Source organism: Nannocystis pusilla (genome assembly GCF_026626665.1).
Classification (GTDB): domain Bacteria; phylum Myxococcota_A; class Polyangia; order Nannocystales; family Nannocystaceae; genus Nannocystis; species Nannocystis pusilla.
Map to the genome: position 1 here is coordinate 4497412 of NZ_JAPNKE010000002.1, position 24626 is coordinate 4522037.

At 72.9% G+C, this 24626-nt stretch carries 20 protein-coding genes; 7 read left to right on the top strand and 13 right to left on the bottom strand.

The features are described 5' to 3' along the window. The first annotated feature begins 18 nt into the window (after positions 1 to 18). The gene (locus OV079_RS19795) at positions 19 to 2364 is read left to right on the top strand and encodes a hypothetical protein (protein WP_267770393.1); all 2346 of its coding nucleotides are present in this window, start codon (positions 19 to 21) and stop codon (positions 2362 to 2364) included. On the opposite strand, the gene OV079_RS19800 is transcribed toward OV079_RS19795, so the two are convergent. The 6 genes from OV079_RS19800 to OV079_RS19825 all read right to left on the bottom strand — a co-directional run bounded on the left by OV079_RS19800 (position 2304) and on the right by OV079_RS19825 (position 11363). Then, the gene (locus OV079_RS19800) at positions 2304 to 4892 is read right to left on the bottom strand and encodes a helix-hairpin-helix domain-containing protein (protein ID WP_267770394.1); all 2589 of its coding nucleotides are present in this window, start codon (positions 4890 to 4892) and stop codon (positions 2304 to 2306) included. The genes OV079_RS19795 and OV079_RS19800 overlap by 61 nt on opposite strands. A gap of 49 nt (positions 4893 to 4941) precedes the next feature. Further along, the gene (locus OV079_RS19805) at positions 4942 to 5463 is read right to left on the bottom strand and encodes a thermonuclease family protein (protein WP_267770395.1); all 522 of its coding nucleotides are present in this window, start codon (positions 5461 to 5463) and stop codon (positions 4942 to 4944) included. After that, complete coding sequence (locus OV079_RS19810; RefSeq protein WP_267770396.1) at positions 5454 to 8330, bottom strand: lamin tail domain-containing protein; 2877 nt, start codon at positions 8328 to 8330, stop codon at positions 5454 to 5456. Before OV079_RS19810 ends, OV079_RS19805 begins: the two co-directional genes overlap by 10 nt. After that, on the bottom strand, positions 8327 to 9613 hold the full coding sequence (locus tag OV079_RS19815) for a thermonuclease family protein (protein WP_267770397.1): 1287 nt from the start codon (positions 9611 to 9613) through the stop codon (positions 8327 to 8329). Before OV079_RS19815 ends, OV079_RS19810 begins: the two co-directional genes overlap by 4 nt. After that, positions 9604 to 10200: a lamin tail domain-containing protein gene (locus OV079_RS19820; RefSeq protein WP_267770398.1), complete on the bottom strand. Its 597-nt coding sequence runs from the start codon at positions 10198 to 10200 to the stop codon at positions 9604 to 9606. The genes OV079_RS19815 and OV079_RS19820 overlap by 10 nt, the downstream gene beginning before the upstream one ends. Before the next feature lie 572 nt (positions 10201 to 10772). After that, positions 10773 to 11363, bottom strand: a complete 591-nt coding sequence (locus OV079_RS19825; protein ID WP_267770399.1) for a thymidine kinase — start codon at positions 11361 to 11363, stop codon at positions 10773 to 10775. Positions 11364 to 11491: 128 nt separating this feature from the next. On the opposite strand from OV079_RS19825, the gene OV079_RS19830 reads away from it, so the two are divergent. Both OV079_RS19830 and OV079_RS19835 read left to right on the top strand, forming a co-directional pair. After that, positions 11492 to 12718, top strand: coding sequence for a NupC/NupG family nucleoside CNT transporter (locus OV079_RS19830; RefSeq protein WP_267770400.1), 1227 nt, complete (start codon positions 11492 to 11494; stop codon positions 12716 to 12718). 41 nt (positions 12719 to 12759) lie between these two features. Further along, complete coding sequence (locus OV079_RS19835; RefSeq protein ID WP_267770401.1) at positions 12760 to 13740, top strand: isopenicillin N synthase family dioxygenase; 981 nt, start codon at positions 12760 to 12762, stop codon at positions 13738 to 13740. 102 nt (positions 13741 to 13842) lie between these two features. Here the strand turns inward: OV079_RS19835 and OV079_RS19840 are convergent, their stop codons facing one another. The 4 genes from OV079_RS19840 to OV079_RS19855 are packed head-to-tail and all read right to left on the bottom strand — an operon-like array spanning position 13843 to position 17767. Next, complete coding sequence (locus OV079_RS19840) at positions 13843 to 14694, bottom strand: LysR family transcriptional regulator (protein WP_267770402.1); 852 nt, start codon at positions 14692 to 14694, stop codon at positions 13843 to 13845. A 13-nt stretch (positions 14695 to 14707) separates the two neighbouring features. After that, on the bottom strand, positions 14708 to 15007 hold the full coding sequence (locus OV079_RS19845; protein WP_267770403.1) for a TFIIB-type zinc ribbon-containing protein: 300 nt from the start codon (positions 15005 to 15007) through the stop codon (positions 14708 to 14710). 49 nt (positions 15008 to 15056) lie between these two features. Next, positions 15057 to 17486, bottom strand: a complete 2430-nt coding sequence (locus tag OV079_RS19850) for a zinc-ribbon domain-containing protein (protein ID WP_267770404.1) — start codon at positions 17484 to 17486, stop codon at positions 15057 to 15059. Between the two features lie 53 nt (positions 17487 to 17539). Next, positions 17540 to 17767 carry a hypothetical protein gene (locus OV079_RS19855; protein WP_267708899.1) on the bottom strand — a complete coding sequence of 76 codons (228 nt, stop codon included), beginning with the start codon at positions 17765 to 17767 and terminating at the stop codon, positions 17540 to 17542. 153 nt (positions 17768 to 17920) lie between these two features. Between OV079_RS19855 and OV079_RS19860 the strand changes: the two genes are divergently transcribed. Genes OV079_RS19860 through OV079_RS19875 form a run of 4 tightly spaced genes read left to right on the top strand, consistent with a single transcriptional unit; the run spans position 17921 to position 21270 of the window. Further along, positions 17921 to 18652, top strand: coding sequence for a response regulator transcription factor (locus tag OV079_RS19860; RefSeq protein ID WP_267770405.1), 732 nt, complete (start codon positions 17921 to 17923; stop codon positions 18650 to 18652). Continuing rightward, positions 18649 to 20067, top strand: a complete 1419-nt coding sequence (locus OV079_RS19865; RefSeq protein ID WP_267770406.1) for a sensor histidine kinase — start codon at positions 18649 to 18651, stop codon at positions 20065 to 20067. Before OV079_RS19860 ends, OV079_RS19865 begins: the two co-directional genes overlap by 4 nt. A 7-nt stretch (positions 20068 to 20074) precedes the next feature. Beyond that, on the top strand, positions 20075 to 20719 hold the full coding sequence (pyrE, locus tag OV079_RS19870) for an orotate phosphoribosyltransferase (RefSeq protein ID WP_267770407.1): 645 nt from the start codon (positions 20075 to 20077) through the stop codon (positions 20717 to 20719). A 29-nt stretch (positions 20720 to 20748) separates the two neighbouring features. After that, complete coding sequence (locus OV079_RS19875; RefSeq protein ID WP_267770408.1) at positions 20749 to 21270, top strand: hypothetical protein; 522 nt, start codon at positions 20749 to 20751, stop codon at positions 21268 to 21270. 335 nt (positions 21271 to 21605) lie between these two features. On the opposite strand, the gene OV079_RS19880 is transcribed toward OV079_RS19875, so the two are convergent. The 3 genes from OV079_RS19880 to OV079_RS19890 form a co-directional block, all read right to left on the bottom strand. Continuing rightward, positions 21606 to 22118: a Spy/CpxP family protein refolding chaperone gene (locus OV079_RS19880; RefSeq protein WP_267770409.1), complete on the bottom strand. Its 513-nt coding sequence runs from the start codon at positions 22116 to 22118 to the stop codon at positions 21606 to 21608. 407 nt (positions 22119 to 22525) lie between these two features. Then, positions 22526 to 23089: a hypothetical protein gene (locus tag OV079_RS19885; RefSeq protein ID WP_267770410.1), complete on the bottom strand. Its 564-nt coding sequence runs from the start codon at positions 23087 to 23089 to the stop codon at positions 22526 to 22528. Next, complete coding sequence (locus OV079_RS19890) at positions 23086 to 24600, bottom strand: protein kinase domain-containing protein (RefSeq protein WP_267770411.1); 1515 nt, start codon at positions 24598 to 24600, stop codon at positions 23086 to 23088. The genes OV079_RS19885 and OV079_RS19890 overlap by 4 nt, the downstream gene beginning before the upstream one ends. Between the last annotated feature and the right edge of the window lie 26 nt (positions 24601 to 24626).

Here is a 24626-nt window from a genome sequence, read left to right on the forward strand (position 1 = left end):
GGTGTATAGGGAGCCTCGATGTCCCCGCCCACGCGCCTCGCCCTCCCGGCCCTTCTTTTCGTCGCGTGCGGCCAGCAACCCACCACCCCGGCGCCGGAGCCGGGCCCGGGCCGGCGCGCGGGCCTCCTCGAACCTGTCCCTTCAGACATCTCGGACGAAGGCGGCGGCGCGGACGTGGCGTCTGTCCCGAAGACCACATTCGCAGGACCCGAGCCGTCCGGGAGCGACGCGCCCCAGGACCCTGGCCGGTCCGCCCCACCGGCGCTGTCCGACGCCGGCGCGCCGGCCCTGGTCGGCGCCGGCATCAGGCCGAGACCGCCGGTGTGGCGGCGCCACGTCGCGCTCGTCGACAAGGCCCCCGCCGCGCCGTGTCCCGCGGCCTCCGACCCCGGCTGGACCGCAGAGCGGCTGTTCCGGCGCGGCGCGGTCGCCACGATGCTCGGCGACAAGGCCGTGCTGCCGAAGCCGCTCGAGCGCTTCTGCCTCTACACCTGGGCCGGCAAGACCGCCCCGCTCGCGCCGCCCGCCTTTGCCCCGGCCGACAAGGTCGTGCGCGTCGACCCCGACCGCGAGGTCGTCGTACCGCAGGTCACCTCCCTCGGCGGCGACCCTGCCGACCAAGCTGCGCTCGCGCCACCGGCCGACAAGCTCGTGCGCGTCGACCCCGACCGCGAGGTCGTCGTGCCGCAGGTCGCCCACCTCGGCGGCGACCCTGCCGTCCGTGCCGCGCTCGCGGACGCGTTCCTGCGGGCCGTCGGAGCGCAGCCCGCAGGCGTCGCCGGTCCGCCCGTCCACGGCGGCGTCGAGGGTCCGGCGAGGGTCGCCGTCGTCGACACCCTCGGCTTCGCCGAGGCCGGCCTCGACTACACCGCCGCTGCCGCCCGCCAGCGCCACGGCATCGCCATGGCCGAGTTCGTCCATGCGCTGCGCTGCCCCGACCGCGAGGCCGGCTGCCGCGACCAGCTCTTCCACGCGCAGGCCTTCCCCTACGGCCCCGCCTCGCCGCTCCCGCTCGCCTCCGGCGGCCCGCTCGGCAGCCTCGCCTCGCTCGCGCACGCGCTCGGCGAGGCCGTCGTGCGCTGGCAGACCTCCGACATGCGCACCTCGCCGCTGGTGCTGAACCTCAGTCTCGGGTGGGACCCCCGCTACGGCGACCCGCTCACCCCCGTAGGTCAGGAGGCCACGCACACCGACCTCCTCGTCACGCCGAGCGCGGCCGTCGCGGCCACGGTTCAAGCTGTCCATGCCGCCATGGTCTATGGGACATGTCTCGAAGCGCTCCCGATCGCCGCGGCCGGCAACAACGCCGGCGCCGCCTGCGAGCAGACCGGCCTGATGGCCCCCGCGAGCTGGGAGCGCTACCCTGCCCCCGACCGCGCCCGCTGCGAGAGCCTGTTCGGCACCCTGCCCGCCTGGCGCGCCGGTGATCCTGCCGTCGCCGTCACCCGCCGGGCCCTCGTGTACGGCGCCGGCGGCGTGGACGCGACGACCACACCGATCCCGATCGCGCGCGTGAACGGGACCCCGCCGCGCGTCCTCCCTGCCTTCCAGGCCGTCGTCGGCGACGGCGCGCGTCAGACCGACGTCCTCACCGGCACCTCGATCTCCGCCGCCTCGCTCTCGGCGCTCGCCGCCCAGGTCTGGTCGCACCACCGCGTCCTGGGCCCGCATGAGGTGGTCGCGCTCCTCGACGCCAGCGGCGTCGCCACCGGGCTCTCCGTCGACATCGGGGTCAAGGCGCGCGCGAAGCGGATCGGGGCTCACGACGCCTTCGCCCACCTGTGCACGATCCGTTACCGCGGCGCCGCCTGCCCCAACCCTTACCTGCCGCCGACGTCGCCCGCGCCCGCCCAATCGGCGGCCACGATCAGCGCACCCGTGAGCCTGCCGCGGCGCCTCACCTGCACCAGCGAGACCGTGCAGTGCGGCGCCACGCCCGTCACCCGCACCCGCTGCGACGATCCGAGCGCGACCTCGACCCCGGTCGTCCCGGCCTCCGAGCCGTGGGTGCGCCCGCAGCCGGACCTGCCGCTGTGCACACGCTGCCCTGTTCGCGGCGGCAAGCTCACCCTGGCCCTCCACCCCGATCACACCGGCGGCGCCGTGACCCTGAGCGATCCTGTCCTCGAGTTCAGGCGCTCGGACGGCTCGTACTTCGGCGCCCGCCTGGTCCAGGTCACCGTCGGCAGCGAGCCCGTCGAGGTCGACCTGGCGCGCTACACCGTCGACCTCGGCGCCGGCCCGGTCACCCTCGCGGATGCCCTCGCGCGAGAGGGCATCCGCGGCGGCACGCTCGGCTTCGCCTACACCGACGCGGCCGGCGCCACGTCCTGGCTCGTCAGCGCCGTGGCCGTCGAAGACTGACGCCGACCCGGACAAGCACTGCCACGTCGTCGAGAGCGCGAACCCCACGACGCTGTGCGACATCGGTCGGTTCGTCGCGGAGGCGGCGTCGCAGCACGCGAAGTTCGCCCACGGGCGCGACGGAGGCTCGCGGCTCGGGGTCGACATGTCCGAAAGGACATGCCGATGCGGCGCCTCAGAAGCGGCCCTCGAGCGAGACCAGGAAGCGGTTCTCGGGCGACGGGATGCGCGCGAGCGTGCTCGGGCGCTTGTCGAGCCAGAAGTACAGGTCGTAGCGGACCTGGATCATGAACGTCTTCTTGATCAGGTACGCCACGTCGACGTAGTTCCACAGCGACTGCTCGAGCAGGGTGTTGCTCGAGGTGTCCATCGACAGCCAGCGGACGCGGGCGCGGATCCGCAGCGGATCGATCGGCCGGGTGCTGATGGTCAGCCAGGCCTGCGAGTCGCGGCGGTACTTGGCGCGCTGGTCCGGCGTGACGTTCTCGTAGACGTCGGGGATGAAGCCCGGGACGTCGGGGTCGACCTTGAGCGGGTCGCCGACGAAGCGCTGCTGATAGCGAGGCACGATCTTGACCCGCTTGTGCGGCATGAACGCCATCTGCAGGTTGAACTTGAGCTGCTCGCCGGCGCAGCGGACCGGCTCGCCGTTGACGTTGGTGTAGACCAGCGCCTCGTCGCTGTAGACGTCGCCGTCGAGGTCGTCGCCGGCGACCAGGTCGGACACGCCGACGTCGCCGCCGTAGCAGTACTGATGGCCGGTCTTGCGCATGTCCTTGTCGCGGTACTCGACCCACAGGGCCGGCAGGAACCAGCGGGTCACCAGATAATCGCCGCGCAGGTAAGCCTGGATGCCGGGCGCCTTGGTCGAGGGCGACACCCAGGCGTTGACGTAGGTGCGGATGTTCGAGGCCTTGTTCGGCTTGCCGGTGTAACGGATCCGGGCGCCGGCCTCGTCGCGCGCGCTGGCCCTCGTACACGTCGGGCGACGCCAGCGGGCGCGCGTACGGGTTGGCGAAGTCCCGGTCGTAGTAGCGGACGATCGTCTCGATCTCGTGCTTGCCGAAGGTCGCGGTGTGGCGGACGATCGCCGCGAAGCCGCCGCCGCCCTTGCTGTCGCCGACGCCGACGTCATTGGCCCGCTTCATCGAGTCGAAGCTGCGCGTGACCTCGACGCCGAGGTCGCTCCAGCGGTGGCCCCACGCGCCGTTGATGCCGACGGCCCCGAACGGGCCGCCGAACGGGGTGCGAGCCCACTCCTGGAAGTCGTAGTCCTTGCCGCCGGTCAACCACTTGATCGCGGTGCCGTAGCCGGTGGCGCCGACCCACGAGCGGCGGTTGAAGAAGTAGCTGACGTTGCCGCCGCTCGTGACCTCGCGGAACATCCGCGGCAGCGTCTGGTAGCCGAATTCGGACGTCGGCGCGAACGGGTCGGGCTGGCGCTTGTAGATCGGCGGGGCGTCGCAGCGCGGATCGTCGCTGCGCGGGTCGTCGCACTTGTCGGGGTCGTACAGCTTGTACTGATAGATGCTGCGCGCCTGGACGCTGGTCCACGCGTAGGCCTGCATCCAGCCGTGGCCGAGCTTGAGCTTCTTGATGCCGGCGGCGATGCCCTGCAGCGTCTCCTGCCAGCGGAAGTCGGGCGTGACGTAGGTGTCGCCGAGCTCGCCGTCGCACGGCGAGTCGGGCAGCTCGCCGGCCGACTCCTTGCAGAGCCGGGTCAGGCGGACCGGCCGCGGGTAGATCGTGTTGTCGCGGTAGATGCCGTTCGGCGTGTAGTTGCGGGTGTTGTCGAACGTGAGGCGCTGGCCGAAGCCGATGCGGTAGGTGCCGAGGAGGACGTTGTAATTGTCGTCCTCCCACTGGACATAGACCTTGGGCAGGTAGCCGCGCGGACGCGGCTGCTCGGCCGACAGGGCGTCGCGGTTGGGGTCGTAGCGGACGTCGTCGACGCGGCTGCGGGTGAGCACGCCGGCGAAGCCGAGCCGGAGGTGGCGCAGGGTCTGGACCTGGCCGTCGAGCACCATCGCCGGCAGGCGGCGGTCGGGCGGCGACCAGGCGCTGCGCAGGCGGACCTTGCCGGACGTCGCGGAGTAGCGGCGGTTGGGCTCGACGATGTAGATGAACGCGGCGATCGCCTCGAGCTGATCGCGGTCGAGCACGCCGGCCAGCACCAGCGCGGCCGGGTCGTAGATGAAGCCGGCCTCCTGGCGGTAGCGGATGATGCCGTCGACCTGCTTGTAGGTCAGGTTCGGCAGCGTGAACAGCTCCTCGCGCGAGGCGGTGTTGAGGTTGACGCCGCGGCGCAGCAGCTCGACCAGGGTGTCGAAGGTCTCGCCGGAGATGTCGCCGGCGGTGTTGAGCTCGAGCAGGTCGTCCTCGTCGTCGACGTCGACGAAGGCCTCGTAGGGGGCCGCGGCCGCGCCGGCGGGCGCGAGCGCGGCCCACAGGCCGAGCGCGAGCGCGGGGGCGAACGCGCGGCGCCGACGGGCGCGGCGGGGTGCGCAGGGAGCTGGCCGCAAGGACATGTGAGAGGTCATCTACCGAAAGCTGGAAGTGTCGATCACCGCGGCGCGCTCACGGGCCGCAAACGTCGCCGCACATGCCCCACAGCCCGGCCTTCTGGTCCTGGGCGGCGCGCTGCATGGCCATGAACTCGCCGGCCCGCTCCTCGCCGTTGGGCGGGATGTCGAGCACGCAGGCGTAGCCGCGGGCGATCAGCAGCGAGTTGATCTCGCCGTCGGGGACGTCGACGTACGCGAGCAGACGGCCGTAGGCGTCGGCGCACTCGACGTCGTAGGTCAGCTCGATGTCCTGGCCGAGCACGTACTCGGCGTTGAAGTCGCGGGCCTCGACGCCGAAGCACTCGCGCTTGCCGTTCGTGATCTCCGGCGTGTCGACCAGCAGGTAGCGGATCTTCTCGCCGCTCTCGAGCACGATCGTGTCGCCGTCGATGACCTTGGCGACCTTGCCGACGGTCGGGCCGCACTCGGACGTCTCGGGCGCGCCCTCGCTGTCCGAGTCGGACGCCTCGGGGCCGCCGCAGGCACCTGTCCCGAAGGTCAGAGTGAGAAGGAACGCGAGCCGGGTCAGGGGCATGCCGGGTTCTCCTGCTTCGGGGTGCCGGGGCCGACGGCGTCGCACCAGGGCGCGAGGTCGGTGTTGTCGTTGAGGGCGGGGTTCGAGACGCCGGGGTCGAGCTGGGTGGCGATGTCCTCGCCCTGGCTGGTGGCCCACTGCACCGCGTCGATCACGAGGTCGCCGACCGCCAGGGAGATGGCGCCGGCCGAGTTGGCGAGCGAGAAGCCGAACGCGGCGTCGACCGCCGGCAGGCCGCCGTTGACCGCGGGGTCGGTCTTGCGGGCCAGGAGCGCGCGCGAGCCGGCGACCACGGCGATGCAGTCGGCGCCGCCGAAGGCCTTGGCGTTCGTCAGCTCGGTCGGCGTCGGCGCGAACTTCGACAGCGCCTTGACGTTGTTGAGGTCGACGTCGGCGTTGGCCAGCACCTCGAACCACTCGCGGTCGGTCTCGGTGCCCGAGGGGTTGGCGAGGAACTCGGTGATCACGAGGTCGCCGGCGCCCGGCGAGTGCTTCTCGCGCATGGCCCCGAGGTCGGCGTCGAAGCACGGGTCGACGAAGCCGCCGCCGCAGGCGACGTTCTGCGCCGCGGGGCTGCCCTTGTCGCTCGCGTTGTACAGCGCCGCGGCGGTGCAGAGGTTGGCCGGGTCGTCGTTGACCGCCACGTCGAGCGCGCCCGGGGTGATCGCCGCGAGCGAGAGCTGGGTCGAGGCGCCGTCGCTGGTCGTCGCGTAGGCGACGTGGTCGAGCTCGACCCCGCCGTGGCCGACGAACAGGCCGCCGTTGGAGTTGCCGAGGCTCAGCTTGGTGACGAAGCGCGGCGTCGGCAGGCCGCCGTTGACCCCCGCGTCGGCGTTGCGGGCGATCAGCACCGAGTCGCCGGCCTTGACCTCGAGGCAGTCGCCGGCGACGGGGACGAAGTCGCCGACGGTGTACGGCTCCCACACCTTGCCGAGCTCGAGCCCGTTGAGGTCGAAGTCGGCGTCGGCCAGCAGCTCGAACCACTCGCCCTCGGTGTCGCCGACGAGCTTGGGGTTGGCCATCCACTCGGTGATGAGCAGCTCGCCGGCCTGCGGCGGATCGATGTCGCGCGCGGTCTGCGTGTCGGGGTCGGTGCACTGGCCGGTCGGCGGCGGGCCGTTGCACACCGAGTTGTCGGCCCCGGGCGTGCCGAGGTCGGTGTTGAACGGCGCGTACGGGACGGTCGCGTCGCAGCGGGCCTCGGCCGGGTCGTTGAGCGTCGGGTCGAGCGACTGCGTGAAGGCGTCGATCACCGCCGGGTCGACCTGGCGCGCGACCCCGTCCTTCGGCGTGTCGTACGGCATGTGGTCGAGCTCGACGCCGCCGACGCCGAGCCACAGGGTGCCGTCGGAGTTGGCCAGCTGCAGGCTGCTGTAGGTGGCGGCGGGGCTCAGCATGTCGCCGGTGGCGCCGCTGCGGGCCAGCAGGACGAGGCCGGGGCCGACCGCCAGGCACTGCTCGCCGGGGAAGGTGAAGCTGATCGACTCGGCCGACTTGCCGAGCTGCAGGCCGTTGAGGTCGAAGCTGACGGGGGTGAAGAACTCGATCCACTCGCCCCCCGGCTCGCCGATGCCGGTCGACGCGTTGGCGTGGACCTCGGTGATGAAGATGTCCCCGGGGACAGGTGCGACCGCCTCGCGGACGGTGCCGCCGTCGTCGCACGGGTTCTTGAGGCAGACCGGGTTGGGCGCGCCGGGGGTGCCGAGGTCGCCCTCGGCGAACGGGTTGTAGGCCAGGCAGAAGTTGGCCGGGTCGTCGTTGCCGGCGACGGTGGTCGCGCCGGGGTCGAGGCTCCAGGCGATGCCGTCCTTGGGGTTCGGGTAGTGGATCTCGTCGAGGATCTGCCCGCCGTAGGCGATGAACACCCCGGGGCTCGGGTTCGAGTCGCTGGCGCTGTCGTTGAGCGTCAGCTTCATGACGACGTCGGTCTCGGCCCACTGCTTCTGCGAGAACAGGACGGTGTCGCCGGCGCCGACCTTGAAGCACTCGGGCTGCTGCAGCACCTGCGCGCTCTCGGGGTCGCCGGCGAACTTGGTGGTGTTGCTGCCGTACTGCAGGCAGTTGAGGTCGAACTCGCCGCCCGTCACCTGCAGCTCGAACCACTCGCCGACGGTCATGGTGGTGAGGCCGGCGTTGGCCATGACCTCGGTGATCACGAGCTGGCCCGGCTGCGGCCCGACGGCGTCGCGCAGGACGCCGCCGTCGTAGCACTGGCCGCACGACTCGGGGGCGACCAGCGGACACGCGGCGTTGGGCTGGCGCGGCGAGCCGTACTCGGTGGTGAAGTAGGGCTCGCCGTCGGTCGGCGCGGTGCACCACGTGGCGAGGTCGTCGTTGGCGGTCGCGTCCGGGCTGACCTGGCCGTCGAGGGTGGTGCTGACGCCGTCCTTGATCCGGGTCGCGTCGTAGATGACCTCGTCGACGACGACGTTGCCGCAGCGGACCGTCAGCATGCCCGAGGTGTTGGACATCGCGCCGAGGTCGGTGCCGTAGCCGTAGTCGATGTACTCCGGGCGGGTCTCGTCGGTGACCGCGCCGAAGGTCATGTAGGCGCCCGGCGGGACCTCGACGGAGTCCTGGATCAGGTGGCCCTTGGCGTCGGTGCCGTCGGCCTTGCTGTAGACGAGGCCGACGCCCACCAGGCTGACCGGCGCGCTGCCGGGGTTATAGACCTCGATCCACTCGATGCCGTCGGCGTCGCTGCCCTTGGGGTCGGGCATGTACTCGGTGATCACCAGCTTGCCGCCGCGCAGGGCCGCCACGCAGCTGCCGGCGTCGGTGTCGCTGGTGGCGTTGCTGTCGCCGCAGCCCGCGGACGGGGCGACGGAGACGACGAGGGCGAGGCGGGCGAGCGTGCGGCGGTTCATGGTCGGATCTCGGTCTCGCCCGATCGGGCGTCAGTCGGCGGCGCCGGGCGGCGCGAGGCTGTCCTCGCGCTCGGCGGCGGCGTTGTCTCGCGGTTCGGCCGGCGCGTCGCCGGCGTCGGCCGCGGCGGGCTGCGCGGTGTCTTCAGGGCCAGGTTCTTTGGCACCTGGCTCTGGGTCGTGTCCTTCGGGACATCCGCGGCGTCTTCGGCCGGGACGGCCGGCGCCAGCACCTCGTGCTGGATCTGCCCGGGCGTGGTGACGACGATCTGCAGCTCGTCCTGCTTCTTGTACTTGTTGAAGTACTTGGTGAGGACGCCGCGGGCGACCACGAACTCGCCGCGGTGCTCGATCGCGCCGGAGCGGGCCAGGACGTCCTTGTCGAAGAAGATCAGCGGGAGGCTGCCGGTGCGGCGGCGGCTGAGCAGGACCTTGGTCGGGCCGGCGGTCTCGCGGATGTCGCCGATGGCGCCGAGGATCACGACCTCGCGCCCGACCCTGCTCTGCAGGCGTTCGATCGCGTCCCAGTGGGTGAGGACGATCCAGTTGGGGTGGTCGGCGGCCTGCAGCTCGAACGCCTGGATGAAGTCGCCGCGGCGGTTCCACCACTCGAGGCGGCGGTCGTAGTCGGTGTAGTGCTGCTTGTTCGGGTCCCAGATCCCGCGCCCCGCCGCGCGGGCCTCCTCCTGGGCGGCCACGAACTCCTGGTGGAAGCGGCGCGAGTAGCCGTACTTGCTGAAGTACGGGCTCATGCCGGCGCGCACGCACTCGACGTTGTAGTTGTAGGTCTTGCCGTCCTTCTCGACGAACACGTACGCGAGGTAGCGGTTGTAGAAGTCGCGGATCTCCTTGGGGTGATCGCGCTCGAGCCGGACGGTGCGCACGCCCTTGAAGAAGGCCTCGGCGAACTTCTTGGCCTCCTCGCCCATGGGCGTCGGGATCTTGACCGGGCTCTTCGTCTTGGCCTGGGCCTCGGCGAGGTAGCGCTCCCAGCCCTTGTCGAACTCCATGTACTCGGACTTGCGCTTGAAGGTCTCCTCGGTGTCGAGGCCGAGCAGGCGCATGCTGGCGTCGAGGCCGGCGACGCGGATGGTGTCGCCGTCGGTGACCTTCATCAGCGGGAACTCGCCGATGACCAGCGCCGCGTCGTTGCCCTTGGCCAGGCTGGCGGCGACGGTGGTGCGGTCGAACCGGTGGACCACCGGGTTGCAGGCCCACAGCGCCGCGGCCGCGGCCACGAGGGCCAGCAGGCGCGCCTGTACGAAGGACCCTGTCTTCAGGGACATGCCGGATTGGCCTCCCCCGGGGTGCCGAACACGCCGATGCCGGTCGACGTGGTGAAGTCGTCGACGCACCACTTGGCGCCCTCGTCGTTGTCGGCGGCGCTCGGCTCGCCCGGCCAGAAGGTGGTGCCCATCTCGGTCAGGTTGCGCAGGACGACGCGGTCGATCAGCTTGCCGCAGGCCTGCACGTCGACGAGGCCGCCCTTCGGCAGGTCGCGCGGGTTCGCCGGGTTCGAGGGGCTGTACCAGTCGACCAGGTAGCTGTAGTCGAGGTAGGCCGCGCGCTCGGGGTCGTCGCTGCCGAGCACCACGTAGTCCCCGGGCTCGACGACGAGGCCCTCGTCGCGGACGATGAACGCGCCGTCGGGCTTGCCGTCGTTGCGGGTGAACGCGACCCGCAGGCCCGCGAGCGCGATCGGCTCCTCGGAGGCGTTGTAGAGCTCGATCCACTGGCGGTACGAGCCGCCCTGGTTCTCGCGGAACTCGGTCAGGACCAGATCGCCGGGCTGTATCTCGGGACAGCCGGTGTCGAGCGGCGGCCGCACGCACGCGGACATCGCCGCCAGCACCGACGGCGCCGCCAGGCGCAACAGACTGTCTTTACGGCCCGAGAACACGGCTCCCGGGAAGTCATGGTACACGCGGCCCCCCGGCGGCGGGCCGAGGCTCCAGGAGAAAATCGGAGACGATGTGGCGACATTCTCTCGCCACGCGGGTGACGCGGACGCCGATGTCGCGGCCGTAACGATCTGGGGAGCGCGTTGAAATTTCACATACAAACTTGTGGGTGCAGGGTCTGCGCCGCGGCGCTTTGAACGTTCGTTCAGTGCAGCCGCGAAGGCCGCAGGGCGGCGGAGATCGGCCCGGGAAGCCGACTTCCGCGATCCGCGGCGATGTGCTGCGATTGTTGGGGGCTGTCCCGAGGACCAGGTGCTCCCCGAAGACCCCAGGCGATCGTGCCAGCGTGTGATCGCCGTTACGCGGGGTGCCGCGAGCGCAGCGGAGTTCGGGGCTCGCGCCGCTGCGGAGGCGTCTCCGTGCGGAGGCCCGCGGCCGCGGCGACTGCTGGCGCAAGCGAAGTTTGCGACGGCATTCACGGGCGGCGGGCGAATGCCCCGAGCGCGGCTCGGCCGACGCGGCGCAGGCCGGACGACCCGGGCCTTTAGGCCTCGCGCGGCGGCAGCGGCGGGAACAGCGAGGTGCGGGCCTGATAGCAGGTGAAGCAGGCCGGCGCGTAGCTCTCGGCCCCGCCGAGCTGGATCTGCTCGCCCTCGGTCTGCGCCTCGCCGCCGCCGTGGCGGAGGTTGAAGATCGCCTTGCGGTTGCAGAACTGGCAGGTGACCTTCACTTCTTCGATGGAGTCGGCCAGCTCGAGCAGGCGCCGCGAGCCCTCGAACAGCTCGGTGCGGAAGTCGGTGCGCAGGCCGTAGCAGATGACCGGCGGGCCGCCCTGGGTCAGCACACGCAGCTGCTCGATGAGCCGCGCCGACAGGAATTGGGCCTCGTCGACGAGGACGCAGTCGACGCCGACGAACTGCGCGGGGTCGAGGACGCTGTCCCGGTCGAGCAGGAGGTCGGCCTCGGCGTGCAGGCCGGCGCGGGAGGCGATCGCGCCGGCCCCGAAGCGGTCGTCGATCCGCGGCTTCAAGAGGAGCACCCGCTTGCCCTGGCTGCGGTAGTTGTGGGCCACCGCCAGCAAGTTCAGGGTCTTGGCGCTGTCCATGGTGCCGTGACGGAAGTAGAGCTTGGCCATGCGGGCGCCGGGATGGTGCCTCGCGGAGCCGCGGCCTGTAAAGCCGCCGCGGCCGGCGATCGCGGCGCCCCGCGAAATGTCGGTACCACCTCCACGCGCCTCGGGCGGGCTGCTAAAGTGCGCGGCGGATGCCCCTCCAGCTCGTCAGCGTCGTCGGCTTCGTCGTCCTGCTCGGCGTCGGCTACGCCCTCAGCCGCGATCGCAAGGCGGTGTCGCTGCGGGTGGTGCTGTGGGGCGTGGTGCTGCAGTGGATCATCGGCCTCCTGCTGCTCAAGCTGCCGCAGGGCGGCGTCGGCCTGGCCCACGCGGCCAAGGCGGTGCAGGCGGTGCTCGACCACGCGTTCGTCGGCTCGGGCTTCCTCTTCGGCCCGCTCGGGCAGCCCGGCGGCGGCGCCACCGGCATCGGCATGATCTTCGCGTTCCAGGTGCTGCCGACGATCGTGTTCGTGGCGGCGCTGTTCGCCGTGCTCTACTACCTCGGGGTGATGCAATTGATCGTCCGCGTGCTGGCGCGGGCGATGGTCCACGTGTTCGGCGCCAGCGGGGCCGAGTCGCTGTGCATCGCCGCCAGCATCTTCATGGGCCAGACCGAGGCGCCGCTGACGATCCGGCCGTTCCTCAGCAAGCTGACCGAGTCGGAGCTGTTCACGGTGATCGTCGCCGGCATGGCCTCGGTGTCGGGGGCGATCCTCGGCGCCTACGTGCTGTTCGGCGGGGTGAGGATCGAGCACCTCCTCACGGCGATGGCGATGACCGCCCCGATCTCGCTGGTGTTCGCCAAGCTGGTGGTGCCCGAGACCGGCACGCCCGAGACCGCGGGGATGGTCCGCGACGCGCCGGTCGAGAACAACCGCAACATCCTCGAGGCGGCCGCCAGCGGCACGAGCGACGGGCTGCGCCTGGCCGCCAACGTCGGCGCGATGCTGATCTCGTTCGTCGCCCTGGTGTCGCTGCTCAACGCGATCGTCGGCCTCGTCCCGCTGTTCGGCGCGCCGCTGTCGATCGAGCGCGTCCTCGGCTGGGGCTTCGCGCCGATCGCCGCGCTGATGGGCATCCCGTGGGCCGAGGCGACCACCGTCGGCGGGGTGCTCGGCACGCGCGTGGCGGTCAACGAGATCGTCGCGTTCCAGCAGCTTCACGCGGCCGCCGGCGGCCTCGACCCGCGCACCGTGGCGATCGCCACCTTCGCCGTGTGCGGGTTCGCCAACCTGTCGAGCATCGGCATCCAGATCGGCGGGCTCGGGGCGCTGGTGCCCGAGCGCAAGCCGGACATCGCCCGCCTCGGGGCGCTGGCGCTGGTCGCCGCCACGCTCGCCAACTTCTCCACCGCCTGCGTCGCCGGCGCGCTCCTGTGAGCCCGCGGCGCATCGGGTCTTCAGGTCAGGAACCACAAGACATGTCCACCGAACTGGTACCGATCCTCGACATCCGCCGCTTCGACCGCTCGGACGACCCGCGCGAGCGGGCCGGGTTCGTCCGCGAGCTCAACCACGCCTACCGCGAGATCGGGTTCGTCGCGGTGTCCCACCACGGGATCCCCGACGCGGTCATCGCCGACGCGTACCGCGCGATCAAGGCGTTCTTCGACCTGCCGCTCGAGCAGAAGCTGGCCTATCGGGTCGGCAAGGGCGGCGCCCGCGGCTACACGCCGTTCGGGGTCGAGCACGCCAAGGACAGCCCGGCCGTCGACCTCAAGGAGTTCTGGCACGTCGGCCGCGAGCACGTGCCCGGCGCGGCGTGGACGAGCCACTACCCGCCCAACATCTGGCCGACCGAGATCCCCGGCTTCCGTGAGGCGACCTGGGCGCTCTACCAGCAGCTCGAGGCGCTCGGCGACCGGGTCCTCCGCGCGGTCGCCCTCGGCCTCGACCTCGACGAGCGCTACTTCGAGGACAAGACCGACCACGGCAACTCGATCCTGCGCCCGATCCACTACCCGCCGCTCGCGCCCGGCCGCGGCGACCCCGGCAGCGTCCGCTCCGGCCAGCACGAGGACATCAACCTCATCACCCTGCTCATCGGCTCCGGCGAGCCCGGCCTCGAGGTGCTGAGCCGCGCCGGCCAGTGGGTGCCGGTGACGACGATCCCCGAGGCGATCGTGGTCAACGTCGGCGACATGCTGCAGCGCCTCACCAACGACGTGCTGCGCTCGACCACCCACCGCGTGGTCAACCCGCCCTCGCCCTACGCCGAGGTGCCGCGCTACTCGATCCCGTTCTTCCTCCACCCCAACTCGGAGTTCTCGATCGAGTCGCTGGCGTCGTGCGTCACGCCCGACAACCCGAACCACTACCCCGAGCCGATCACCGCCGATCAGTACCTGACGCAGCGGCTGATCGAGATCGGGCTGCTGCCGTCGCCGCAGCCGCAGAAGTAACGCCTGGCGCCGGGGACATGTCCGCATGGGCATGTCTCGCGCGACATGACGCCCGGGGCATGTCCGAAGGGGCAGACTCCGGGCGTCGCCGCGTCGCGGGCCTCAGCCCTCGGGCTGCGCGAGGTGCCTGGCCAGCGTCTTCATCACCGCCGATACGCGGGCGTCCTTGCGCAGGTCGGGGTGGGTCAAGATCCACGCCGGCCGGGTCAGCGCGGCGGCGGCGGCCCGGAACTGCTTGAGCTCGACCAGCTCGGGGTGCTCGGCGGCCAGGCGCGCGGGCATGAGGTTGAGGCCGACGCCGGCGGCGGTCAGGTCGACGAGCAGGCGCCGCGACGGGGTGGCGAAGGCGATCCGGTCGCGCGGCACGTGCTCGCGCTCCCACTGGCCGAGCCAGGTGGTGTGCAGCGGGGCGCCGAGCACCAGCCAGCGCGCGTGCTCCGGCTCGGCCGCGAGCGCCCGGGTGCCGAACACGCCGAATTGGACGGGGAACAGCTTGCGCCCGACCAGGGTGTTCGGCGGGTCTGCCAGCAGGCCGAGGCCGATCTCGGCCTGACCCTTGCGCACGCTGAGGCCGGCGTCGGAGATGTGCACGTCGACCCGCAGCAGCGGGAAGGCGGCCGCGAGCGCGGCGATCGGCGCGACCAGCAGCGGGCCGAAGCCGTCGATGGTGGTGACGGTGATCGTGCCGCGCACCTCCTCGCGGCGGTCGCGGGCGCGGCGGGCGATGCCGGCGAGGCTGGCGCCGGTCGTGCGCGCGAGCGCGGCCAGCTCGCGGCCGGCCGTCGTGATCCCGCGGCCGCGCTCGAGGCAGACGAAGCCGACGGCCTGCTCGAGCGCGGCGATCCGGCGGTACACGGTGGAGGCGGCGACGCCGAGGTCGCGACCGGCGGCGGTGGCCGAGCCGAGGCGCTCGAAGGCCTCGAGGTAGCGCAGGTCGTCGAGCGAGCCCAGCATCGACCGCGGCGGCTCAGCCCTTGAAGAACCTCAGCATGCTGTCGAACCAACCTGGCTTTCCGGTCAGCTGCTCGAGCTCGCCGTCGTCGAGGAACACGCCGTTGCACGAGAAGCACTTGTCGACCTTGACGGCACGGAACTGGACCTCGGCCAGCTCGCTGCCGCACTTGGGGCAGCGCATCCAGTGCAGCCGGCGCTGCTCCTCGCGCTCGTCGGACGAGAACTGGGACTGACGGATCTGGACGGCCTCGCGCCGGCGCGCGAGGTCCTCGCGCAGCTTCTGTTCCTGTTCGCTGAGAGTTCCGCTGCTCATCACGCCCTCCCCCGGCCCGAAGTTTGAGTCGAGCAGCCGCGGCGACCGCTCAGGGCGACTTCTTCCCGACCGGCAAGAGGTCCCCCGGGTCCTCGGGCGGCGGGGGGTTCTTGCCGGCGCTGTCGTGCTTGGCGAGGTAGTTGCGGGCCGTCTGGTTGCCCGGCTCGACCTCGACGAGCTTGCGGTAGTACTCGACGGCGACGCCGTGCTTGCCCGCCAGCTCGGCCGCGCGGGCGGCCCCGGCGATGGCCTCGCGGTTGGCGGGCGCCTGGGCGACCGCGCGCTTGAACCACGAGAGCGCGGAGTCGTGGGTGTTCTTGGCCAGGAAACCTGTCCCGAGGCACAGGCACAGATCGAGGTTCTTCGAGCCGCCGAGCTTGTCGTGGGCCTGCAGCAGGAGCTTGATGCCGCCGTCGGGGTCGCCGCCGCGGACCTTCTCGCAGCCGGTGGTGATGAGCGTGCCGGTGGCCTCGTTCTCGGGCGACGGCGTGGGGCGGACCGTCGGCGCGCGCGAGCCGGGGTCGCCCGCCGGCTGGATCGGGTCCTCGGGCGGCGCGCCGGAGCCGGTCGGGTCGGCCGGTGTGGGCTCGGGCGGCGGCTCGGGCGGCGGCGGCAGGGTCTCGCCCTTCTCGGCGGCGCTGCGGTCGAGCGCGGCCCGCAGGGCGACCGCGGCCTGCATGTCGCCGACGCGGCCGAGCACGCCGTCGAGCACCTTGCGCGCGCCCTCGTCGTCGCCGCCGCGCCACAGCGCCAGCGCGAGCAGCGACTGGTGGAGCGCGGTCGGGTTGGGCACGCCTTGCAGCGAGGTGATGAGGCCGCTGGGGATCGGCGCGGTGGGTTCGCGCCACAGCGGGGCGCCGAGGACCAGCACGCGCAGCTCAGGCGCGGCGCCCTCGGGCGGGGCGTCGAGCTTGTTCTGGGCGAGGGCCAGCAGCGCCTGCACGCGCGCCGCCTGGGTGGCGTCGGCGCTGGCGCTCGCGGCCTCGACCAGCGCGCCCGCGTCGGCCAGGTCGGTGTCGACGGCCTGCGGCAGGTCGCGGTTGCTCGGCTCGAGCATGATCGCGATCTGGGCCGACAGCACGCGCAGCAGCATGATCTCGGCCTGCGTCAGCTTGGCCGCAGCGACCACCGCCGGGTCGCGCTCGGGGTCGTCGACGACGCGCTCGAGGTCGGTGATGGCCTGCTTCGTCCGGGTCAGGCCGAGCGTGCGCATCGCGTTGCGGGCCGCGGCGAACTCGCTCGGCTCCTGCAGCGGCGGCTTGACCTCGCCCTTGACGGCCACCGGCGCGTCGCCGCCGAGGTTCAGCACGCGCTCGCGGATGCCGGGGATGCCGAACACGATGCCGAGCGCGACCAGCACGCCGGCGAGCGCGTAGACCCCGGCCGCGCCCTTCTGCGGGCCCTCGACCTTGACGATGACGACGTCGGGCGCGCGCGGGCCCTCGGGGGCGGTGAGCGAGGCGGTGGCCGGGTGCGACGGCTCGAGCCCGGGGTTCGAGCCGAGCGACGACGTCGGCGGCACCGAGATGGCCGCGCCGGCGACCGCGGCGCTGACGGCCGCCGAGGTGGCCGAGCGCTCGCCGCTGTCGCGCACGGGGCGGCGCTCGGAGACGTCGAACTCCGACGAGCGCTCGCCGAGCCTGGCCGAAAGTTCAGGTCCGGGCCGCGACGACTCGGAGCTCGAGCGCGACTTCTCGCGCGCGGCCCGTTCGGTGGCCCGCTGGCCCTCGACCCGCTGCACCGCCGCGGCCACGCTCTGGGCCGCGCGCCGGGCCAGGTCGGACACGAGGATCGGCTGGCTGCGCTCGCGCGTGTCGCCGCGCGGGCTGTCGTCCTCGTCCTCGACGCGCGGCAGGCTGTCGCTGCTGACCGCCTTGGTGACCGCGTCGAGCATCGACGACACGTTGCCGGTGCGCCGCTGCGAACGAGAGGTGCGCGGCGGCGGCGACGGCGTGTCGAACTGCGGCGGCGCCGGCAGCGGGCCGTCGTCGTCGAGCAGCGACAGCGCGGGCTCGGGCAGCTCGCCGCCGAGGTCGAAGCGGTGCGTCTCTTCGCGGCGGATCGGCGCCGGCTCGTCGACGCCGGTGCCGAACGTCGGCGGCGGGCCGAGCTCCATCGCCGAGGGCGCCTCGATCGCGCGGAACATCCGCGAGAGGCCCTCTTTGCCGATGAACAGCGGCGAGAACTCCGGGATCTCGCCGAGCTTGATCCAGAACTGACCGGTGTGGGAGATCTGGTCGTCAGGGCGCAGGCGGCCGTCTTCCACCTGCTCGACGATCTCGCGCAGCGTGGGCAGCTCGAACAGGTGCTTCTCGACCGTCGCCATGCGCCACGGGCCGCCGCCGAGCTCGGGCTCCGGCTCCGGCTCGGCGTGGAACATGTGACTGCAGACCGAGCAACGCAGCGTCACGCCCTCGGGACCGACCTGGCTCGGGTCCAGGTCGAACTCGGTGCTGCATTTCGTGCAACGGATAATCAAGGGCTAGCTCGCTGGCGGCACCATAGCACAAAGCAGAAGGGGGCGGACACCTGTCAGCCGGCGCCCGAACCCGGGGCCACCGACATCACCAGCGAGGCGACGACCGCGACGAGGGACAGCCCCAGGAACACCGCGAACAGCTTCATCGGCAGCGGCGGGGCGTGTTGCGCCTCGAGCCCCGCCTCGGCCTTGCACCGCGGACACTGGAGCTCGCCGCCGTCGCCGTCAGTCCCGGCGGGCGCCGTGAGCACGTAGTGGCAGCGGGAGCAGTGGTACTGCATGGCTCATGGGGTACTCTGGGCCCGCTGTCGTGTCAACCACGGCACGCGCCCCGGCACCCGCGTTCACCCCCGAGCCGCCGGCGCCACGCGGCTTCCGGCCGGCTCGCGCTCCCCGCTCCCCCACCACCCGCTCCCACCCCACGAAGGGGAACCATGCAAACCCCGGCGAAGGTGCTCCTGATCGAAGACGATGTCCGCCTGGCCGAGCGCACCGCGGAATACCTCCAGGGCCACGAGCTCGCGGTCGAGATCGCCGGCGACGGCGAAACCGGGCTCACCCGCGCCCTCAGCGGCGAATTCGACGTGATCCTGCTCGATCTCATGCTCCCGCGCCTCGACGGCCTCGAGGTCTGCCGGCGCCTGCGTCAGCGCTCGGCGCTGCCGGTCATCATGCTGTCGGCGCGCAGCGAGGAGATCGACCGCATCCTCGGCCTCGAGCTCGGCGCCGACGACTACCTGCCCAAACCCTACAGCCCGCGCGAGCTGGTGGCCCGGATCCGGGCGGTGCTGCGGCGCGCGGTGCCGTCGCCGGAGGGCCCCACGAGCACGCTGCGCTGCGGGCCGCTGGTCGTCGACCGCGCCCGCCGCCGCATCGAGGTCGCCGGCGCGGCCTGCGACCTGACCGCGCACCAGTTCGACCTCCTGTGGCTGCTGCTCGAGGCCCGCGGCCAGGTGCTCTCGCGCGAGCAGCTCTACCAACGTCTGCGCGCGCTGAGGGGTCAGTCGCCCGGCGCCTACGACCCCTCGGTCGACCGCAGCATCGACGTCCAGCTCAGCAAGATCCGCGGCACCCTCGCCGCCGCCGACGCGCGCGCCGCAGGCCTCATCCGCACGGTCCGCGGCGTCGGCTACGTCCTCGACGACGCGCCCGAGGGCGCCGCGTGAGCGAACCGGCCCCGGACCCGCGCGCCCGCCCGTCGGCCCCGCCCCGCTGGCGCCGCGGCCTGTTCGCGCGCGTGTTCTTCACCTTCTTCGCCGCCGTGCTGGCGTTCGTGACGCTGGCCTCGATCGTCCAGTTCGCCACCGCCGAGCGCCACGACGCCGGGTGGGTCGAGGCCGCCGACGCCGTGGTCGAGGCCCACAAGCCGGCGCTGCTGGCGGCGCTGGCCGGCGACGGCGACCTCGAGGCCGCGGCCGGGGCGCTGGCCGGCGCGCTCGAGCTGCGGGTGGCCGTGCGCAGCTTCGACGGCGCGCACCTGGCCGGCGACCCCGCCATCCCGCCGCTGCGGCCGCTGCGGCCGCGCCAGCGCAGCCGGCTCGAGCGCGGCGCGCCGGTGATGCTGCGCGAGAAGTCGGGCGAGCCGCAGCTGGCGTTCCCGATCGGCGACCGGGCGCTCCTGATCGCCGACACCGGCGATCAGGCCAGCCGGCGCATGCGCACCCTGGTGCTCGGCGTGGTCGGCCTGGTCGGCCTGCTCGGCGCCTCGGCGTGGCTGCTGGCCCGCTCGCTGACGCGGCGGCTCGCGCTGCTCGAGGACGGCGCGGCCCGGATCGCCCGCGGCGAGCTCGGTCACCGCGTGCAGGTCGACCCGCGCGGCGACGAGATCGATCACCTCGGCCAGGAGATGAACGACATGGCCTATCAGCTCGGGGAGCTGATCCGCGGCCAGCGCTCGCTGCTGACCAACGTCTCGCACGAGCTCAAGACGCCGATCGCCCGCCTGCGCGTGCTCGCGGAGCTGCTGAGCGAGCGCGCCGAGACGCTGCCCGATCACCCCGCGAGCGCGCGGATCCGCAAGGGCGCGGTCGAGCTCGAGCAGGACCTCGGCGAGCTGGCCACGCTCGTGCAGGACCTGCTGACCTCGGGCCGGCTCGAGCTGTCGGGCCCGCACGCCTCGCCGGTGCAGCGCACGCCGATCGACCTGGCGCCGTTCCTCGGCCGCCTCGGCGCGCCGTTCGCCGCCGAGCTCGCGGTCACGCCGCCCGGGCTGTCGCTGACCGGCGACCCGCTGCTGCTGGGCCGGCTGTTCACCAACCTGCTGAGCAACGCTCGTCGCGCCTGTCCTCAGGGACATGTGTGGATCGCCGCCGCCGCGGCGGCGAGCGAGTGCACGATCGCGGTCGAGGACGAGGGCCCGGGCATCCCGCCGGCCGAGCGGGCCCGCGTGTTCGAGGCGTTCTACCGCCTCGACGACGCCCGCGCGCGCGACCACGGCGGCGCCGGCCTCGGGCTCTACTTGTGCGTGCAGATCGCACGGGCCCACGGCGGCACGATCGCCGCCGAGGGCCGCGAATCGGGCCCCGGGGCGCGGCTGGTCGTCCGCTTGCCGCTCGCTGGCCCGCCCGCGCCCGTGCTATAGGCGCCGCGTGGACAGCTACAAGCAGCGCTTCATCGACCTCCTCGTGCGCCACGAGGTGCTCCGCTTCGGCGACTTCACGCTGAAGTCGGGGCGCCGCTCGCCCTACTTCATCAACGCCGGTCAGCGCACCGGGGCCGCGATCGCCGGCCTCGGCGAGGCCTACGCCGAGTGCCTGCAGCGCGAGGGCCTCGCCTGCGACCTGCTGTTCGGGCCGTCGTACAAGGGCGTGCCGCTGGCGGTGGCGACCGCGATCGCGCAGGCGCGGGCCGGCAGCGACGTGGCGTTCTGCTTCGACCGCAAGGAGGCCAAGGACCACGGCGAGGGCGGCGTGTTCGTCGGCACCGCCCCGTGGGACGGCGCCCGCGTGGTCATCGTCGACGACGTGATCACCTCCGGCAAGTCGATCCACGAGGCCGCCGACCTGCTGCGCAAGGCCGCCGCGGTGACCGTCGCCGGGGTCGTGGTCGCCGTCGATCGCATGGAGCGCGGCCGCGGGACCGTCAGCACCCTGCAAGAGCTGCAGAGCGAGCTGGGCGCGCCCGTGCGGGCCATCGTCACCATCCGCGAGATCGCCGCCTACCTCCACCCGCGCGTCATCGACGACGCGCGCCTGCGCGCGATCGAGGGCTACCTCGCCGAGCACGGCGCGTAGTGCTACGGTGACGCCGTGCGCCGCGGGGTTTGGCTGTCCTTTGCGCCCTGTCCTTCGGCGCATGTCCTGAAGAGCAGGCCGACCCGCTCGACCCCGACCTGCTGATCGCGCTGTCCGAGGCCGGCGGCGACGGCCGCGGCGAGGCGCTCGCCGGCCGCTACGTCACCGCCGCCGAGGTGCTCGAGTGCGACTGCCCGCCGCGCATGGGCGTCGACCTGTGCGTCGGCGGGGCCCAGCTGATCGGCATCAACGGCCCCGCGCGGGTCGAGCACGTCGACGGCTGGCTCACCTTCCAGCCCGAGGTCACGTCGCTGCCGTGGTCGCTGTCCGGCGCGGTGGGCCGCGACCGCGGCTTCGTCCTCGGCGGCATCTCGGGCCTGGCGATCGGCCTGTTCACGGTCGGCATGTACGCCCGCCTCGACGGCGAATTCACCGCCGACGGTGGCCTGAGCGGGGAGCTCGCCCATCGCCTCCTCGGCGAGCTCCCCGACGGCCCCATCGACTGCCGCACCACCTACGCCGTGACCGGCGCGCGGACGCCCGACGCCTGAGCGCCGCAGTCGCTCAGGCCGCGGAGCGCCGGTACGACGCCTGAGCGCCGCAGTCGCCCAGGCCGCGGAGCGCCGGTACGACGCCTGAGCGCCGCAGTCGCCCAGGCCGCGGAGCGCCGGCACGACGCCTGAGCGCCGCAGTCGCCCAGGCCGCGGAGCGCCGGCTCACGCAGGCTTCGCAGCGCCGGCTCGTCCCGGGCGCCCGACGCCTCTGCCCCGCAGTCGCGCAGGCCCCGGAGCACCGGCTCGTCGCGCGTCACCGCGGACCCGGCAGATGGGAGCCGGGCGCGGTGACTCGAGGTGGTCGGCCGTCGCGCGGCCGCCCCCGCCACGGATCAGCCGCGAGCCTTGCGGCCGTCGCGGTCGCCCCGCCCGTCGCGGTCGCCCCGCCCGTCACGCGGGCCGCCGCGGTGGTGGCCCTTGCCCTTGCCGTCCTTGTGCTTGGCCTTGAACTCGGCCAGCTTGGTGCGCTGCGCCGGGGTCAGGACCGCGTCGATCTTGGTCTTCATCGCCTCGCGCTCGTTCTTGGCGATCGTCTCGTGAGCCGCGAGCTGCTCGCGCAGGCCCTTGACCTTGGCCGCGTCGAACGAGGGCTTGGCGTACTCGGCGGCGATCTGCCGCTCGAGGTCGTGGATGGCGACGCGCTCGGCCTTGATGGTCGGCTTGTGGCTGGCGCGGATCTGCGTCAGCTGAGTCTTCTGCGCGTCGGTGCATTCGAGCTTCTCGCACATCTTCGCCCCACGGTCGCCGCGGTCGCCGTGGTGCTTGCCCGCCTCGGCGTCGCCCGCCGCGAACATGGTCAGCCCGAACACAGTCGTCATCACCAGCTTGGAAATCGTGGTCAGCATCGTGGTTCCTTTCGTCACGGCCCTTTCGACGCCCCCCGGCCGCGGCTATGCGCCCCCTCCCGCAAAGCGAGGGCCAAGGGGACGTAAAGCGTCCGTAACCACCGCGCGCCCGCGCCCGTCGCGGCCGCTCCGCCTCTACAAGGCCGAGCTCGCCGGCGACGCGGAGCGACTGCACGCCGTCCTCACGCCCGCCTCCTGAGGCCGCCTTCGGCGTGACGCTCGCTGCCGCCACAGCCCGCGAGCCCGCCGCGCCTGTCGCCGTCGCACCTGCCCGATCGGACAGGCACCTCGCGCCCCGGCGCTGGCCGTTCAGACGGCGGCGCGCCTCGCGACCTGTCCCGCGCGCACCCCTTCGCCTGTCCGTTCAGACAGGCGCGCCCTCGCGACCTGTCCCTCCGGACAGGGCCTCACTCCGCCTGGTTCGGCGGGTGGAACACGTAGTTGTGCTGGGCCTGGCGGGCCGCGCGGGGGAACTCGAGCTTGAGCACGACCTTGCGCAGGCAGTCGGACAGCGGGCCGGGGGCCATGCGCAGCTTGAGCACCTTGCCGCCGCGACCGACCAGCGCGACGATCTCGACGTCGCCGGGGCCGTGCTCGTCGTAGCACTGGCGGACCCGCGGCGAGCGGTTGGTGCGCAGCAGGATCTTGCGGAAGTCCCCGGCGCTCAGCTGGTCGGCCCCGCCGTTGCCGGGCGCGACGTCGTCGATCGCCTCGCCGGCCGTCTCGACGATCACCACGTCGTCGTCGTCGTCGGCCGGCGCGGCCTCGGGCTGGGCCGGCGGCGTCTCGGCCTGGGCCACGCGCGCGAGCGTGGATGTCTCCGAGGACAGGTCCGAGCGGCCCGCGGTGGGCGCCGGCGTCGACGGCTCGGGCGACGGCGGCTGGTTGACCACCGGCGGCGGCGGCGGCGTCTGGGCCGTCGCCCAGGACTGCAGGCGCCAGGCGATCAGGGCGCACAGGCCCGCGATCACCAGCAGCCCGACCGCCAGCTGGTGTTGTTGCGGGCGGCGGGCGCCGTCTGGCCGGCCCACGTGGGCTCGACCCGGGCCGCCGGCGTCGTCATCGACGCGGTCACCGGCCCCGTCGGGGCGGTCGCCGAGGCGCTCAGCGACAGCGACGGCGACCCGCTGGTGAGCAGCGGCGAGGCGACCGGGAACGACCGCGGCTCGCTCGTGGCCGCCGCGGGCATCGACTCGCTGGCGGCCGCAACCGGCGAGACCGCGGACAGCGGCGACGCGGCGACCGGCGGCGCGGTGGGCGGGCGCATCGGCGGCTTGGTGGCGGGCCGGCTCGCGGCCTTGGCGGGCCTGCTGTCGGGCTTGCTCGCGGCCTTGGCCTCGGCCTTGTCGTGCTTGCTCGCCGGCTTGGCCTCGGCCTTGTCGTGCTTGCTCGCGGCCGTGGTCTCGCGCCTGCTCTTGAGCGGCGTCGCGGCGACCTCGGGCTCGAGCTCCTCGACCAGCGCGGTGAGCGAGGTCAGCGACGTCGCCGACAGCCCCTCCGGCGACGGCTCGTCGTCCGCGGCCTCGGGCGGCGGCTCGGGCTCGACCTCGACCTCGTACGACAGCACCGCGAGCTGCGGCGGCGGCTCGATGCGGTGCAGGCCGGTGTCGATCGTCACCTTGCCCTTCGACGGGCGGTACGGCAGGTCCGCGCTCTCGAACACCTGGTCCCACGCCGAGTCGATCGCGCCCTCGGCGTGCTTGGCCGCGTCGGCGACGCCCGGCTTGAGCGCGTCGATCTCGGCGTTGCGCAGCTGTTGCGCCCACTCGGCCGCGCTCGGCCGCGCCTCGCCGCGGACCACCCGCGCGATCGGGGCGATCCACGGCGCCTCGTCTTCGCGCACCCCGGCCACCTCGAGCAGCACCGACGCCAGCATCGACACGTCGGTCGACGCGGCCGGCTCTGCCCCTCCGGACAGGTGACTCGGCGCCTGCACGTCGAGGTCGACCAGCTTCACCCCGGCCTGGCTCCACACCAGGTTGCCCGGCGAAATCGCCCCGTGCGGGGCCCCGAGCGCGTGCAGCGTGGCCAGGCCCTCCGCCAGCTCGGCCGCCAGCTTGAGCAGGCCTGCGCCCTCGAAGCGCGGGTCGCCCTCGGCGTGGTAGAGGTTCTTGCCCTCCGCGTGCTCCATCACGGCGTACCACAGGCCGCCCATGGTGCCCTCGGCGAGCACCGCCGCGACGCACGGGTGACGCACGCCGAGGCGACGGCGGGCCCGCTCGGCGATGCGCCCCACCACCTCGCGCTGCTCGGGGGCCGCCAGCACCTTGACCACGACCTGCTGGTTGCTGGCCTGGTCGCGGCCCGAGTAGACGCAGCCGAGGTCGCCGGATCCGAGCAGCTCGGTCAGCACGTAGCGCCCCGCCAGCACGTGGCCGCGCAGGTCGCCCAGCACCTCGACCTCGGACGGCTTGCCCCCGGGACCGACCGGCCCGCCGAGCATCTCCGGCAGCGGGTCCTCGTCGATCGGGATCGAGTGCATTGTCCAGCTGCGTGGCCGACGCGGCT